The sequence below is a fragment of the Janthinobacterium sp. PAMC25594 genome, from assembly GCF_019443505.1.
GTDB lineage: Bacteria > Pseudomonadota > Gammaproteobacteria > Burkholderiales > Burkholderiaceae_D > Janthinobacterium.
The window spans coordinates 1,262,894-1,277,033 of the sequence record NZ_CP080377.1 but is presented as its reverse complement, the minus strand read 5'-3'; the positions used below and the strand labels follow the sequence as shown (position 1 = coordinate 1,277,033).

Sequence of the window (14,140 nt, the reverse complement as noted above, 5' to 3'; positions counted from 1 at the left end):
CATGAATAACCCGACACAATTTGCCCACGGCCGCGCGCTCGACGTGATTTGCCTGGGCCGCCTGGCGGTGGACCTGTATGCGCAGCAGATCGGCAGCCCCCTGGAAGACGCGAGCAGTTTCGCCAAGTACCTGGGCGGCTCGTCGGCGAACATCGCCTTCGGCACGGCCAGGCTGGGCTTGAAGTCCGCCATGCTGTCGAAAGTGGGCGACGACCACATGGGCCGTTTCTTGACGGATACCTTGTCGAAAGAGGGCTGCGACGTCAGCCATGTCGGCATCGACCGCGACAGGCTCACCGCCCTCGTCATGCTGGGCATCAAGGATAAAAACACCTTCCCCCTGATTTTTTACCGTGAAAATTGCGCCGACATGGCCATCGACCCGGCGTCGGTGGATGCGGCCTTCATTGCCTCCAGCAAAGCGCTCCTGATCACCGGCACGCATTTTTCCACCAGTGCCATGCACGCCGTCAGCACGCAAGCATTGAAACTGGCCCGCGCCAACAACGTGCGCACCGTACTCGACATCGATTACCGGCCCGTGCTGTGGGGCTTGTCGGGCAAGGCGGACGGCGAAACGCGTTTCGTCTCGAACGACGGCGTGACCAGCCATTTGCAGGCGATCCTGCCGCAATTCGACCTGATCGTCGGCACGGAAGAGGAATTCATGATCGCCGGCGGCGCTGCCGACATCATGGCCAGCTTGCGCGCCGTGCGTGCCGCCACCCTGGCCACCCTGGTCGTCAAACGGGGCCCATTGGGCAGCGCCGTCATCGACAATGTGGTGCCGGCCAGTTTGGATGACGCGTATAACTACCGTGGCGTGCGCGTGGAAGTGCTGAACGTGCTCGGCGCGGGCGATGCGTTTCTGTCCGGCTTCCTGAAAGGCTGGCTGCGCGGCGAGGATTACGAGGCGTGCTGCCGCTACGCGAATGGCTGCGGCGCCTTGGTCGTGTCGCGCCACGGCTGCGCGCCGGCCATGCCGTCGCCCGTCGAGCTTGACTATTTCCTGGCCAATGCGGCCAAGCTGACGCAGCCGGACCAGGATGCCACCCTGTCCCGCTTGCACCGCACGACAGTCGCGCGCCCGCAGTGGGACGAGTTGTGCGTGTTCGCGTTCGACCACCGCACGCAATTCTTTGAGCTGGCGCAGCAAACTGGCGCAGCCGAGTCGCGTATCTCGGCCTTGAAGCAATTGATGGTGCAAGCCGTGGCGCAGACGGAAACGGCCTTGCAGCTGGCCGGCAAGACGGGCGTGCTGATCGATGGCCGCTATGGCGTTGACGCGCTCAACGATGCGACGGGGCGGGGCTGGTGGATCGGCCGTCCCGTGGAATTGCCGGGTTCGAACCCGCTGCAATTCGACTGGGGCCGCTCCATCGGTTCGCATCTGCTCAGCTGGCCGAAGGAACACGTCATCAAATGCCTGGTGCAGCTGCACCCGGACGACGCCGTGGAAAACCGGCTGGAACAGGAAGCGCAAATCAAGGCCCTGTATGACGCGGCGCAAGTGAGCGGTCACGAACTGTTGCTCGAAGTCATACCATCGGAATCCCTGCTGCACAGTGACGATACCGTCTTGCGCGCCGTCAAGCGCCTGTACAACCTCGGTATCTATCCGGAATGGTGGAAGCTGGAAAGCATGTCGGCCAAGCAATGGCAAGCCATCGATGCCCTCGTGCACGAGCGCGATCCGTATTGCCGTGGTGTTGTCTTGCTGGGCTTGAATGCCCCGATCGAGAAACTGGCCGCCAGTTTTGAGCAGGCCAGTGCCAGCACGACGTGTCGCGGCTTCATGGTGGGCCGCACCATTTTCCAGGAACCGAGCCGCCGCTGGCTGGCCGGAGAACTCGACGATGCGGGCCTGATCGCCGCCGTACGCGCCAACTTCGAACAGCTCATCAGCTTGTGGCAACGCACGCGCAACCGTCTGGAGCGTGCGGCATGAAGACGACGATCAGATTGACCATGGCGCAAGCCTTGGTCCGCTACCTGGCTGCTTTGCGTACGGAAGACGGTGACGGTACCTTGCTTCCCTTGTTCGGCGGCGCCTTCGCCATCTTTGGCCACGGCAATGTGGCGGGCCTGGGCGAAGCGCTGTACCAGTATCGCGATACTTTTCCCACGTATCGCGCCCACAACGAGCAGGCGATGGCGCACTCGGCGATTGCCTATGCGAAGGCGCACATGCGTCGGCGCATGATGGCCGTCACCAGTTCCATCGGCCCGGGCGCGACGAATTTGCTGACGGCCGCCGCCCTGGCGCACGTGAACCGCCTGCCCGTGCTCTTGCTGCCGGGCGACGTCTTCGTGTCGCGTGCGCCGGACCCGGTGCTGCAGCAGCTGGAAGATGGCAGCGACGGCAGCGTCTCGGTGAATGACGCTTTTAAACCTTTGTCGCGTTATTTCGACCGCATCGTGTATCCCGAGCAATTGCTGACGGCCTTGCCACGCGCCATTGCCGCCTTGACGGACCCGGCCGCCTGCGGTCCCGTCACCTTGTCGCTGCCGCAAGACGTGCAGACGATGGCATATGACTATCCGGAGGAATTTTTTGCGCCGAGGATCGTGCGTTTCCGCGCCTTGCCGCCCGTCGAGCAGGAGCTGGAAGAGGCGGCAGCGTTGTTGAAAAATGCGAAACAGCCGCTGATCGTGGCCGGTGGCGGCGTGTTGTACGGCAAGGCCAGCGCCGCCCTGCAGGCGTTTGCCGAGCGGCATGGCATCCCCGTGGCGGAAACCCAGGCGGGCAAGAGTGCCTTGCCGTGGAACCACCCATTGCAGCTGGGCGCCATCGGCGTGACCGGTTCGCCCGCCGCGAACGCGCTGGCGGCGGACGCGGACGTGGTGCTGGCCGTCGGCACGCGCCTGCAGGATTTCACGACCGGGTCGAATTCCCTGTTTGCGCAGGCGCAACTGGTCAGCCTGAACGTCAATAGTTTTGACGCCTTGAAACGCCGGGGCCTGGGCGTGCAGGCGGACGCGACGCTGGGCTTGCAAGGCATGTCGCGGCTGCTGGGCAGCTGGAACAGCGCGGGACTCTGGCTGGACCGGGCGCAGCAGGCGGGCAATGCCTGGCGCGACACCGTGGTGTCGATCACCGGGAAAAGGGAAGTGGCCGGCTTGCCGTATGACGGCGAAGTCATCGGCGCCGTGCAGCGTTCATCCAGGGACTCCACCACCCGCGACATCGTCGTCTGCGCGGCAGGCACCTTGCCGGCCGAACTCCATAAACTGTGGCGAACGGAAACACCGGGCGGCTACCACATGGAATACGGCTACTCGTGCATGGGCTATGAAATCGCCGGCGGCCTCGGTGTCAAGATGGCCAAGCCTGACTCGGAAGTCATCGTCATGGTGGGCGACGGCAGCTATCTGATGATGAATTCGGAAATCGCCACTTCCGTCATGCTGGACAAAAAACTCATCATCGTCGTGCTCGACAACCGCGGCTACGGCTGCATCAACCGATTGCAGCAGGCGTGCGGCAATGCCTCGTTCAACAATATGTTGCCCGACAGCGCCCCGCATATCGACTTTGCCCTGCATGCGCAATCGTTGGGCGCCATGAGCGAACACGTGGGGTCGATCGCTGAACTGGAACAGGCCATGCTGCGCGCCCGCGCCGCGCCGCGCACGTATCTGATCTGCATCAATACGGACGATACGCGTACGACCGCAGAGGGCGGTTGCTGGTGGGAAGTGGCCGTGCCGGAAGTCTCCACCCAGCCAGGCGTGCAAGCTGCGCGCGCCCGTTATGAACTTGACCGTCTGAAACAAAGGAATTGAGATGACTACCTGGAATGTCAAGATCGGCATCAACCCGATCTCGTGGATGAACGACGATTTACCCAGCCTGGGCGGCGAGACGCCCCTGGAGACAGCGCTGAAAGAGGGCGCCGAGATCGGCTACGTGGGTTTCGAGCTGGGCAACAAGTTTCCAAAGGATGCGCCGGCCCTGAACGCCGTGCTGGGCAAATACAATCTTGCCTGTGTTTCCGGCTGGTATTCGGGCCGGTTGGCGCATCGCTCGGTGGAAGAAGAGATCGCTTCCGTCGGCCCGCATTTGCGGCTGCTGGCCGACAGCGGCGCGACCGTCATGGTGTACGGGGAAGTGGCCGACGCCATCCAGGGCGAAGCGCGCCCTTTATATAAACGCCCCCGTTTCCAGACCCAGCAGCAATGGCAGGACTACGCCGACAAATTGACGATGTTTGCCAGGCACTTGCTCGACAACGGCGTGCGCCTGGCGTATCACCACCACATGGGTGCCTACGTGGAAACCCCGGCCGATGTGGATCAACTGATGGCCCTGACGGGGGCCGAGGTCGGCTTGCTGTTCGACACGGGGCATATCACGTTTGCCGGCGGCGATGCGCTGGCGGTGTTAAATAAGCATATCGACAGGATTTGCCACGTGCATTGCAAGGATGTGCGCCCGAACGTGGTGAAACTGGCCCGTAATGGCCACTGGAGTTTCTTGCAGGCCGTCATCAATGGCGCCTTCAGCGTGCCCGGCGACGGCAGCATCGACTTCCCGGCCATCCTGACGCGGCTGTATCTGCACGGCTACGAAGGCTGGCTGGTGGTGGAAGCGGAGCAAGACCCGGCCGTGGCACCCAGTTATCAGTATGCAAAGATGGGCCACGATTACCTGGCAAGCCTGGTCGATGCGATTCCCCGCTTGAAACGGGAGGCGGCATGAGCCCGCTGCTGGTGAAAGCGGGGCAGGGACAGACCATCGTCGAGGTCACGCCCGAGTCGGCCGGCTGGACGCATGTGGGTTTTGCCGCGCACCGCCTGGCGGCCGGCGAATCGCTGAGCCTGGAGACGGGCAGCCGCGAACTGTGCCTCGTCGTGCTGACGGGCACCGTCACCGTGCAGGCGGGCGAGCAGAGCTGGGAAGCCATCGGCAATCGCGCCAGCGTCTTCGAGGAGCGCTCTCCGTATGCCGTGTATGTGCCGCTGGAAACACAGGTCAGCATCACGGCCGTGAGCGCCGCCGAAGTGGCCCTGTGCAGCGCGCCGGCCACCACGCACCGTCCGGCGCGCCTGATCGAACCGGCCAGCATGACGCGTTCCGTGCGCGGCAAGGGCGCCAACACGCGCTATGTGTGCGACATCCTGCCGCAGACAGAGGAAGCGGATGGCTTGCTGGTGGTCGAGGTGGTCACGCCGTCCGGCCACTCGTCCAGCTATCCGCCGCACAAGCATGATAGCGACAATGTGCCGCTGGAAAGTTCGCTGGAAGAAACGTATTACCACCGTCTGAACCCGGAGCAGGGCTTTGCATACCAAAGAGTCTACACGGATGACCGTTCCATCGACGAAGCCATGGCCGTGGAAAACCACGACGTGGTGATGGTGCCCAGGGGTTACCACCCCGTCACCGTGCCGTATGGCTATGACGGCTATTACCTGAACGTGATGGCCGGCCCGAAACGCGTGTGGCACTTTAAAAACGACCCGGCCCATGAGTGGCTGATGAATACCAAATAATCAAGGACAAGATATGACTACCCCGATGATCGGCCACTTTATTGGTGGCAATCCCATGGCTTCGCGCTCCGAGCGCACGAGCGACGTCTTCAATCCCGCCACGGGCGCCGTCACGGCCAAGGTGTCGCTGGCGACTGCCGCCGAGCTGAACGCGGCCGTGGCCGCCGCCCACGCGGCCTTTCCCGCCTGGTCGCAAACCTCGCCCCTGCGCCGCGCACGGGTCATGTTCAAGTTCAAGGAATTGCTGGAAGAACATGCGGATCAATTGGCTGCCCTGATCACGGCCGAACATGGCAAGGTGTTTACGGATGCGAAAGGGGAAGTGACGCGCGGCATCGAAGTGGTGGAGTTTGCCTGCGGCATCCCGCAGATGATGAAGGGCGAGTACAGCGAGCAAGTGGCAGGCGGTATCGACGCCTGGTCGATCCGCCAGGCGCTCGGTGTCTGCGTCGGCATCACGCCGTTCAATTTCCCCGTGATGGTGCCGATGTGGATGTTCCCGATGGCGATTGCCTGCGGCAATACGTTCGTCCTCAAACCGTCGGAGCGCGACCCGTCGGCCAGCCTGCTGCTGGCGCAGCTGTTGACGGATGCGGGCTTGCCCGATGGCGTCTTTAATGTGGTGCAGGGCGACAAGGAAGCCGTCGACGGCTTGCTGCGCCATCCGGACGTACGCGCCGTCAGCTTTGTCGGCTCCACGCCGATCGCCGAATACATCTATGCCACCGGCTGCGCGCAGGGCAAGCGCGTGCAAGCGCTGGGTGGCGCCAAGAATCACATGGTCGTCATGCCCGACGCGGATATCCCGCAGACGGTCGATGCCCTGATGGGCGCTGCCTTCGGTTCGGCGGGCGAGCGCTGTATGGCCATTTCCGTCGTCGTGGCCGTCGGCAACGTGGCCGACCAGCTGGTCGAAGCGCTGGTGCCCCGCATCGCGGCCCTGAAAATCACGCAGGGCATGGATCTGTCGGCCGAGATGGGCCCCGTGGTCACGCAAGTGCACAAGGACAAGATCGCCGGCTACATCGCCACCGGCGTCAAGGAAGGCGCCAAGCTGGTCAGCGATGGACGCGGTTTCGTGCTGCCAGGTCATGAAACCGGCTTTTTCCTCGGTGGCAGCCTGTTCGACCATGTCACGCCCGAGATGACCATCTATAAAAAGGAAATCTTCGGCCCTGTCCTGTGCATCGTGCGCGTACCCGATTTCGCCACGGCGCTGGACCTGGTCAACGCGCATGAATACGGCAACGGCACGGCGATTTACACGCGCGATGGCAACACGGCGCGCGAATACACGCACCGGGTGCAGGTGGGGATGGTCGGCGTCAACGTGCCGATTCCCGTGCCGATGGCCTTCCACAGCTTCGGCGGCTGGAAGCGCAGCCTGTTCGGCGACCACCACGCGCATGGCCCGGAATCGGTGCGTTTCTACACGAAACAGAAGGCCGTCACGCAGCGCTGGCCGGCCTCGACGGCCGCCGGGGCCGAGTTCGCCATGCCGACCCTGAAGTAAAACCCGCTGGTTCGCTTCTTGCTTACTGCAATGGTTGTGTTTAGCCATTGCAGATCGCTCCCATGACGTCCAGCCGTACCCAGCCTTTGCGCATCGTTGTCGTCAACACCATCGTCGAGCACGGCGTGCACGCGGATGCGGCTTTGGCGGCCCAAGTGCTGCGCGGTAATGCCTTGCGCATCGGCTTGCTGGAATCGGGTTTCGACATCGTCGCCTCCTTGCCAGCCGACCTCTATCTTCCCGAGCGCATCGCGCAACTGCAGCCTGATCTCATCATCATCGATGCGGAATCGGATGCGCGCGACGTGCTCGAACACATCGTCATCGCCACGCGCGACGAGCGCCGTCCCATCGTCCTGTTTACGGAAGACGGCGCCACGGCCAGCATCGACGCGGCCATGGCGGCCGGTGTCTCCGCCTATATCGTCGCCGGCTTGCAGGCCGAGCGCATTCAACCCGTGCTGAACGTGGCGCTGGCGCGCTTTCGCCAGGAAGAAAAACTGCGCGCCGAATTGCTCGACACGCGGCACAAGCTGCTGGAACGCAAGGTGATCGAACGGGCCAAGGGCCTGTTGATGACGCATCAGGGCTTGACGGAAGAGCAGGCTTACCAGCGGCTGCGCAGCATGGCGATGAATAAAAAGCTGAAGCTGGCGGAAATTGCCCAGCGCATCCTCGACGTGGAGGACTTGCTGGGATGAGTCGATGTGGTGCAATGCACCACATCAGTGCGTACTTGCCTGTCAGTAGCTGGCACGCAAGATCAGCGCCGCGCTGCGTGGTTCTCCATAGAAATTGCCATTACTGGAGCGGCCCATGGTGCGGTAATAGGTCTTGTCGAAGACATTATTGATATTGACGCTGGCGCTCCAGTGGCGGTCGATGCGATATTGCGCCATGGCATTCCAGACGGCATAGCTTGCCTGTGTATAGTGGAATGGCACGGCAGGGCCGTTGAACTTGCCTGTGGCCGCATTCCAGCTGGCAGCCGTGCCTTGTGCGTATTGCTTGCTCTGCATGGTTGCACCGGCGCCGAGTTTCCAGGCGGAAGCCGCCCCCGGTAATTGCCAGCTGCCCCACAGCTTGAGCGCATGCCTGGGCGTGATCGTGCTGAAAACGGCCTTGTCCGTTTCATTGCTGTTGTGGTTGTAGGTATAGCCGCCGGACAATTGCACGCCAGCGGCCACTTCACCGTTGACTTCCATTTCCACGCCCTGGCTGACGACCTTGCCGGAAGCCAGGTAGCAGCAATTGCTGGAAAATAGGGCGGACTGTTCTTCATAGCGGGGATCGTTGACGGCCCGGCCATCCTGCACGATGCGGTACAGGGCCAGTGCCGTATTGAGCTTGCCGCCCAACAGTTCCCCTTTCAGGCCCAGTTCGCTATTTGCACCGCGCATGGGGCGCAATCCCGTGCCCGGCGCGGGGCCAGCCTTGAAGTCGGCTTGCGGCTTGAATATTTGCGCGTGGCTCGCATAGGCCGACCACTCGTGATTGATATCGTGCACGAAGCCGATGAAAGGGGTGACCTTGGTCGGTTCCGCGTATTGCGTCAAACCTGAAGTGTCCCAGATGCCCGTGTCCGTATCGAGTTCGCGATAGTGCTGGCGGTAGCGGTAGCGGTTGACCCGCGCGCCTGCGATCAGCTTGCTGCCTTCGGCCACGTCCAGGCGTAAGGTGGCGTAGGCGCCATACTGGGTCTGGCCCCAGGGATCGTAGTCGCGTTCAATGGGGCCATACACAGGTTTGGGAAAGGGAGTATTGCCTGGGTGAAACAAATCTCCCGGTGCGCCGTTGCCTTCCAGCGGATAGCTGGCCACCCAGCTGCTGGTGACTTTCTGGCCATCGATGCCGGCCAGTACTTCATGCGTACGGCCGAACCAGTTGAAGGCGCCGCTGACGTTGATATCGAGCAGTTGTTGCTTGTTATGGTATTGCGTGTGGCCGCTTTGCCAGCGGCCGCCCGTCAAGGTTTGCGGATCGATGGCGCCCTGGATGAAACCATCGTCCGTCGCGCCGGCCTGGCGCATCTGCGCGGCATTCGCGCGCAGGGTCCAGCGCTGTGCCAGGCGCCAGGTCAGTTTGGCGAACAGTTCTTTCGAGGTGGAATCGACGCCGGCCCAGTCGGCCATGGCACCCGTGTTGCGGGGCAAGTGCAGCTCGGCGCCCGTACTATAGCGGGGCAAGCCCGGCCAGGTTCCCCGGTCATGCGTGCGCTGTTCGCGAGCGCCGATGGCCAGCACGGCACCGGGCGCGATATCGGCTTCCAGTACGCCATAGATGAGCGGCTTTTCCGTTGCGCGGATGGCCGTGAAGTATTTGCGGTTTTCATAGGCGACGACGACGCGTCCGCGCAAATTGCCGTCGAACGCCAGCGGGCCGGAAGCATCGAGGTCGCTGCGGTAATTGTTCCAGCTGCCGGCCGCTACGCTGGCATTGAACTGCGGCGCGGCAGTAGGCATCTTGCGCACGAGATTAACGGCGCCGCCTGGATTGCCCGTGCCGTTCAGCAAGCCTGCCGCGCCGCGCAGGATTTCCACACGATCATATTCCGCCAGGTCGGCTGCGATGCTGGCGGAAAAGCCCGTATCCATGGGGGCACCGCCATCGAGTTGGTAGCTGCTGATTTCAAAGCCGCGTGCATACAGCTTCTGTATCAGGAAAGTATTGTCCTGTACGGTGATGCCGACGGCTTGTTCGGCTGCCTTGCTCAAGTCGCTGATATTCTGGTCGTCGAGGCGCTGGCGCGTCAGCACGGAGACTGTTTGCGGGTGTTCGCGCAAGGATTGGGCCGTTTTTCCTATGGTAATGACAGGCGTGGTATACGAAGCCGTACCTTCCGTTTCGCCGTCGCGCCGGCCCGTCACGCGGATTTCACGCATGCTGATTTCCATCGCCTGCGGCGCAGCAGCCGCCTTGCGCAACACATAATTGCCGTCGCCGCGTTGCTCCGCTTCCCAGCCGCTCCCTTGCAGCAATTGCGCATAAGCCTGGTCGACTGTGTAGTTGCCGTGCAAGCCAGGCGAACTCAGGCCGGCCAGCTGCGTGGCATCGAAGGCGATGGCGACACCGGCCGTGCTGGCATAGCGGCTGATGGTGGCGCCCAGTGGCCCGGCGGGAATGTCGACGTTGCGGGCGGTGCTGGTGGCGTCAGCAGACGCGACGGCTGGAGTGAGTAATGGCGCGGTGGCCAGCATGGCCAGCAGGACGGTGTGTACAGCGTGGGCGACGGCGGTGCGGCGCGCGATACTTGGTGCGGCGGTCATGGAATTCCTTCAGGGTTAACGCGTCTTTCAGGACGCTTGCAGGAAGGAGGTCGGATCAGCGGCAAAAAAAGTGCACGCTTTGGGAATATATTTTTCAGGCGGGCAGCACGCGTACCCAGAAACGCGTGTGCATCACGATGTGCAGCGGGAAGCCGTTGGCCAGCACTTGCAGGGCGCGGTCGCTATCTGCCAGCGGGAAGTTGCCCGATACGCGCAGGTCGGCCACACGCGGATCGCATTGCAGCACGCCACGGCGGTAGCGTCCCAGTTCAGCCAGCAAGCGAGACAGCGGCATGTTGTCAACCAATAAACTGCCGTCCTGCCACGCGCCCGCGCCGAATTCAGCCGGCGCGGGGCATTGCATGGCGCCATCGGCGCCAATGCGCAATTGCTGGTCCGCTTGCACCAGCATGGGGCGCTGCTGTCCGCTGCGCACTTCCACGGCCTTTTCCAGTACGGTGACCAGCGTGCCCGCATGATCGCTGCGCACGAGGAAGCGCGTACCCAGCGCGCGGATGCGGCCATGTGGCGTATCTACCAGGAAAGGCCGGGCGCCATAGCCGATGGCCAGATGGGGATCGGCGACCGTGCCGATGAAAATTTCACCGCTGCGCAACAGCAGGCGGCGCTGCGCCTCGTCATATGCCAGGTCCACGGCGCTATCCGTATTGAGCACGAGGCGCGAGCCGTCGGGCAAGATCAGGCGCCGCTGTTCGCCCGTTGCCGTGGAGATGTCGGCCAGCATGGCCAGCCGCCATTCCCGCGCGGCGGGCTGGCGCCAGCCATGCCATGCGAGGCCGCTGGCACCCAGCACGGCCAGGGTGCCGCGCAGCACGCCGCGGCGCGATACCTGCGCAAGCCTGGTTTGCGCCGCAGCCTGCAAGGCTGGCGCGGCCAAAGCGCCGGGCACGCTGCCCAGTTGCCGCTGCATCGCTTCGATGCGTTGCCAGGCGGCACCGTGGGCGGGGTGTGCGTCGCGCCAGCGCTGCCAACGCAACTGGTCCTCCGGCGTGACGTGGCCCGAGCACAGGCGCGCATACCAGGCGGCCGCCGCGCGCAGCGCGCGCAACTCCATGCCGGACAGGCCGCCCGCGCTCATGCTTCGAGCGCCGCTTGCAGCAGGCATACCTGCAGCACGGCCTTCGCCATGTAGTTGTTCACGCTGCGCAGGCTGATGCCGAGCTCCTGCGCAATGCGGGCATAGCTGAGGCCCTCGAATTGCGACAGGATGAAGACTTGCTTGACTTTTGCGCCCAGGCCGTCGAGCAACGCATCGATCTCGTGCAGTGTTTCCAGCACGATGGCGCGCGCCTCGCACGACAGTTCCTGTGCTTGCGGCCATTGCGCCAAGGTTTCCAGGTAAGCCTGTTCCAGCGCGCGGCGGCGGTAGTGATCGACCACGACTCTGCCGGCGATGGTCGCCAGGTAACTGCGCGGTTCGCGGATGGCTTCCGCATTGCGGTCGACCAGCTGGCGCACGAAGGTGTCGTGCGCCAGGTCGGCGACATCGCCCATATTGCCCAGGCGTGCGCGCAGCCAGCCTTTCAGCCAGCCGAGGTGTGCGCCGTAGAGCGTGCCGACAGGGTGGGGGGAAAAGGGGAGCGGGGCGGGCATGGGGGGCGTGACGGTCGTGAATGGAGAAGTCTTGAATCTAAATGGGAATTGTTCTCATTTTAGCGAGGAAGGATGTTTTGTGCAATGAGGCCTTGGCTAGTCCATCCATTCCGGCCAGCCGCGGCACGCTTTTGGTGCATTTTTTACCCGTGCGTCTGGCACGGCTCTTGCTGGCTAAAGGGCAGGGGCGCGCGGCTTGCGCAGGGAATGGTCAGCGGTATTTCGCAAAGTTAAGCAAGGATGCGGGTATGACAGAGGGAAAGGGCGCAAGCGCCCAGGTGATGCGATCAGTACATCCGGAAAAACAGGCGATACGCATCGGCTACCTGCCGCTGGCCGATTGCGCCTCGCTGGTGATGGCGTCGAAGCTGGGCCTGGATGAAAAATACGGTATCAAGATCGAACTGAGCCGCGAGATGTCGTGGGCCGGCGTGCGCGACAAATTGCATAACGGCGAACTCGACGCGGCCCACGTGTTGTACGGTCTCGTGTATGGCGTGCAGATGGGCATCGGCGGACAACAGCGTGACATGGCCGTGCTGATGAACCTGAATCACAGCGGCCAGGCCGTCACCCTGTCGGCGGCGCTGGCGCGCGAGGGCGCTCACGATGGCCCCACACTGGCGCGGCATATGCGCGCCACGGCGCGGCCGTTTGCGTTCGCGCATACTTTCCCGACCGGCAACCACGCGATGCTGCTGCAATACTGGCTGGCGGCGCATGGCATCGATCCGCTGCGCGACGCGCGCGTGATGACGGTGCCGCCGTCGCAGATGGTGGCGGCCTTGCGCGCGGGCCAGATGGATGGCTTTTGCGCGGGAGAACCGTGGGGCTACAAGGCCATCGTCGATGGCGTCGGCGTGACGGCCGCCACCAGCGGCGGCATCTGGCCCGACCATCCGGGCAAGGTACTGGGCACCAGCGCCGCGTTTGCGCGCCAGCATCCGAACAGCTGCCGCGCCCTGATCGCCGCCGTGCTCGAGGCGGGCCGCTGGATCGACGCCAGCGATAGCAACCGGCTGGCCATGGCGGCCACCCTGGCCGAGCCTGCTTACCTGAACACGCCGCAGGAAATGCTGGCGCCGCGCATCCTCGGCCATTATCAGGATGGCCTGGGCAAGACCTGGGACGAGGCGCGCGGCTTGCAGTTTTACGGCGCTGGCGCCGTGAATTTCCCCTACCTGTCCGACGGCATGTGGTTCATGACCCAGCACCGGCGCTGGGGCTTGCTGCGCGATGAGCCCGATTATCTGGCGGTGGCAAGGCAAGTCAACCGCATCGACCTGTACCGCCAGGCGGCGGAAATGACGGCCACGCCCGTGCCAAAGGCCCCCATGCGCAGCTCGACCCTGTGCGACGGCGTCGTGTGGGACGGCAGCGCGCCGGAAGCGTACGCGGCATCGTTTGCCATCGGCCATTTTTTCTGATTGGAGAGTGCATCATGGCGCAATGTGGAAGCGTGACCCTGGTGGGCGCCGGTCCCGGCGACCCGGACCTGCTGACATTAAAAGCTGTGAAGGCCATCGCGCGGGCCGATGTAGTGCTGATCGACGACCTCGTCAACCCGGCCATCCTCGCGCATGCGGCGTCTGGCGTGCGCGTGGTCGAGGTGGGCAAGCGGGGCGGCTGCGCGTCCACGCCGCAAGCGTTCATCGAGCGCCTGATGCTGGCCGAAGCGCGCGCCGGCCTGCATGTGGTGCGCCTGAAGGGAGGCGACCCGTATCTGTTCGGGCGCGGCGGCGAAGAGCGCGCCTATTTGCGCAGCCACGGCGTGGCTGTCGAGGTGATACCCGGCATCAGCAGCGGCCTGGCAGCACCGTCCAGCATCGGCGTGCCACTGACGCACCGCGGCTGGAGCCAGGGCGCGATCTTTGTCACCGGTCACGGCAAGGATAGCGCATCCGAGCCGAACTGGGCGGCCTTGGCGCAAAGCAAGCTCACCCTCGTCATCTACATGGGCGTGGCCAGGGTGGCGGCCATCCAGGCGGGCTTGCTGGCCGGCGGCATGGCGCCCGGCACGCCCGTGGCCGTGGTGCAATCGGCCAGCTTGCCGGCCCAGCGCCAGTTGCTGAGCACTTTGCAGGATGTGCCCGCCGACTTGCAGGCCAGCGGCCTGGGCAGTCCCAGCATCATCGTCGTGGGCGAGGTGGTGCGCTGCGCCGATGCCTGGGATGACCATGGTGCCAGCGCCTTGCTGGCTTAAGCACCAGGTGTTTTCCAGTGCAACCATCATGCGCGCTTTTTTTCTTGC

General features: G+C 63.7%; 11 protein-coding genes. 8 read left to right on the top strand and 3 right to left on the bottom strand.

All coding sequences use genetic code 11. The features are described from left to right. Position 1: 1 nt before the first annotated feature. From iolC to KY494_RS05535, 6 genes are all read left to right on the top strand, one after another. Positions 2-1,948: a 5-dehydro-2-deoxygluconokinase gene (iolC, locus tag KY494_RS05560; RefSeq protein ID WP_219890212.1), complete on the top strand. Its 1,947-nt coding sequence runs from the start codon at positions 2-4 to the stop codon at positions 1,946-1,948. Continuing rightward, positions 1,945-3,786 carry a 3D-(3,5/4)-trihydroxycyclohexane-1,2-dione acylhydrolase (decyclizing) gene (iolD, locus tag KY494_RS05555; RefSeq protein WP_219890211.1) on the top strand — a complete coding sequence of 614 codons (1,842 nt, stop codon included), beginning with the start codon at positions 1,945-1,947 and terminating at the stop codon, positions 3,784-3,786. The genes iolC and iolD overlap by 4 nt, the downstream gene beginning before the upstream one ends. Position 3,787: 1 nt before the next feature. Then, positions 3,788-4,702: a myo-inosose-2 dehydratase gene (gene iolE / locus KY494_RS05550; RefSeq protein ID WP_219890210.1), complete on the top strand. Its 915-nt coding sequence runs from the start codon at positions 3,788-3,790 to the stop codon at positions 4,700-4,702. After that, positions 4,699-5,496, top strand: a complete 798-nt coding sequence (gene iolB, locus KY494_RS05545) for a 5-deoxy-glucuronate isomerase (RefSeq protein ID WP_219890209.1) — start codon at positions 4,699-4,701, stop codon at positions 5,494-5,496. Before iolE ends, iolB begins: the two co-directional genes overlap by 4 nt. A 13-nt stretch (positions 5,497-5,509) precedes the next feature. Next, positions 5,510-7,009: a CoA-acylating methylmalonate-semialdehyde dehydrogenase gene (locus KY494_RS05540; RefSeq protein WP_219890208.1), complete on the top strand. Its 1,500-nt coding sequence runs from the start codon at positions 5,510-5,512 to the stop codon at positions 7,007-7,009. Between the two features lie 62 nt (positions 7,010-7,071). Then, positions 7,072-7,710: an ANTAR domain-containing response regulator gene (locus KY494_RS05535; RefSeq protein WP_071077872.1), complete on the top strand. Its 639-nt coding sequence runs from the start codon at positions 7,072-7,074 to the stop codon at positions 7,708-7,710. Between the two features lie 42 nt (positions 7,711-7,752). On the opposite strand, the gene KY494_RS05530 is transcribed toward KY494_RS05535, so the two are convergent. The 3 genes from KY494_RS05530 to KY494_RS05520 all read right to left on the bottom strand — a co-directional run bounded on the left by KY494_RS05530 (position 7,753) and on the right by KY494_RS05520 (position 11,889). After that, entirely contained in the window at positions 7,753-10,275 is a 2,523-nt protein-coding gene (locus tag KY494_RS05530; protein ID WP_219890207.1) for a TonB-dependent receptor, read from the bottom strand. 94 nt (positions 10,276-10,369) lie between these two features. Beyond that, complete coding sequence (locus KY494_RS05525; protein ID WP_219890206.1) at positions 10,370-11,374, bottom strand: FecR domain-containing protein; 1,005 nt, start codon at positions 11,372-11,374, stop codon at positions 10,370-10,372. Then, the gene (locus KY494_RS05520) at positions 11,371-11,889 is read right to left on the bottom strand and encodes a sigma-70 family RNA polymerase sigma factor (protein WP_219890205.1); all 519 of its coding nucleotides are present in this window, start codon (positions 11,887-11,889) and stop codon (positions 11,371-11,373) included. Before KY494_RS05520 ends, KY494_RS05525 begins: the two co-directional genes overlap by 4 nt. A gap of 248 nt (positions 11,890-12,137) precedes the next feature. On the opposite strand from KY494_RS05520, the gene KY494_RS05515 reads away from it, so the two are divergent. Further along, positions 12,138-13,316: a CmpA/NrtA family ABC transporter substrate-binding protein gene (locus KY494_RS05515; RefSeq protein WP_219890204.1), complete on the top strand. Its 1,179-nt coding sequence runs from the start codon at positions 12,138-12,140 to the stop codon at positions 13,314-13,316. A 14-nt stretch (positions 13,317-13,330) separates the two neighbouring features. Further along, on the top strand, positions 13,331-14,092 hold the full coding sequence (cobA, locus tag KY494_RS05510; protein ID WP_219890203.1) for a uroporphyrinogen-III C-methyltransferase: 762 nt from the start codon (positions 13,331-13,333) through the stop codon (positions 14,090-14,092). Positions 14,093-14,140 lie beyond the last annotated feature (48 nt).

What these genes read in the sequence shown, in the direction of transcription:
- iolC (WP_219890212.1), top strand. Translation starts at nt 2, where the DNA reads ATGAATAACCCGACACAATTTGCCCACGGCCGCGCGCTCGACGTGATT.
- iolD (WP_219890211.1), top strand. Translation starts at nt 1,945, where the DNA reads ATGAAGACGACGATCAGATTGACCATGGCGCAAGCCTTGGTCCGCTAC.
- iolE (WP_219890210.1), top strand. Translation starts at nt 3,788, where the DNA reads ATGACTACCTGGAATGTCAAGATCGGCATCAACCCGATCTCGTGGATG.
- iolB (WP_219890209.1), top strand. Translation starts at nt 4,699, where the DNA reads ATGAGCCCGCTGCTGGTGAAAGCGGGGCAGGGACAGACCATCGTCGAG.
- KY494_RS05540 (WP_219890208.1), top strand. Translation starts at nt 5,510, where the DNA reads ATGACTACCCCGATGATCGGCCACTTTATTGGTGGCAATCCCATGGCT.
- KY494_RS05535 (WP_071077872.1), top strand. Translation starts at nt 7,072, where the DNA reads ATGACGTCCAGCCGTACCCAGCCTTTGCGCATCGTTGTCGTCAACACC.
- KY494_RS05530 (WP_219890207.1), bottom strand. Translation starts at nt 10,275, where the DNA reads ATGACCGCCGCACCAAGTATCGCGCGCCGCACCGCCGTCGCCCACGCT.
- KY494_RS05525 (WP_219890206.1), bottom strand. Translation starts at nt 11,374, where the DNA reads ATGAGCGCGGGCGGCCTGTCCGGCATGGAGTTGCGCGCGCTGCGCGCG.
- KY494_RS05520 (WP_219890205.1), bottom strand. Translation starts at nt 11,889, where the DNA reads ATGCCCGCCCCGCTCCCCTTTTCCCCCCACCCTGTCGGCACGCTCTAC.
- KY494_RS05515 (WP_219890204.1), top strand. Translation starts at nt 12,138, where the DNA reads ATGACAGAGGGAAAGGGCGCAAGCGCCCAGGTGATGCGATCAGTACAT.
- cobA (WP_219890203.1), top strand. Translation starts at nt 13,331, where the DNA reads ATGGCGCAATGTGGAAGCGTGACCCTGGTGGGCGCCGGTCCCGGCGAC.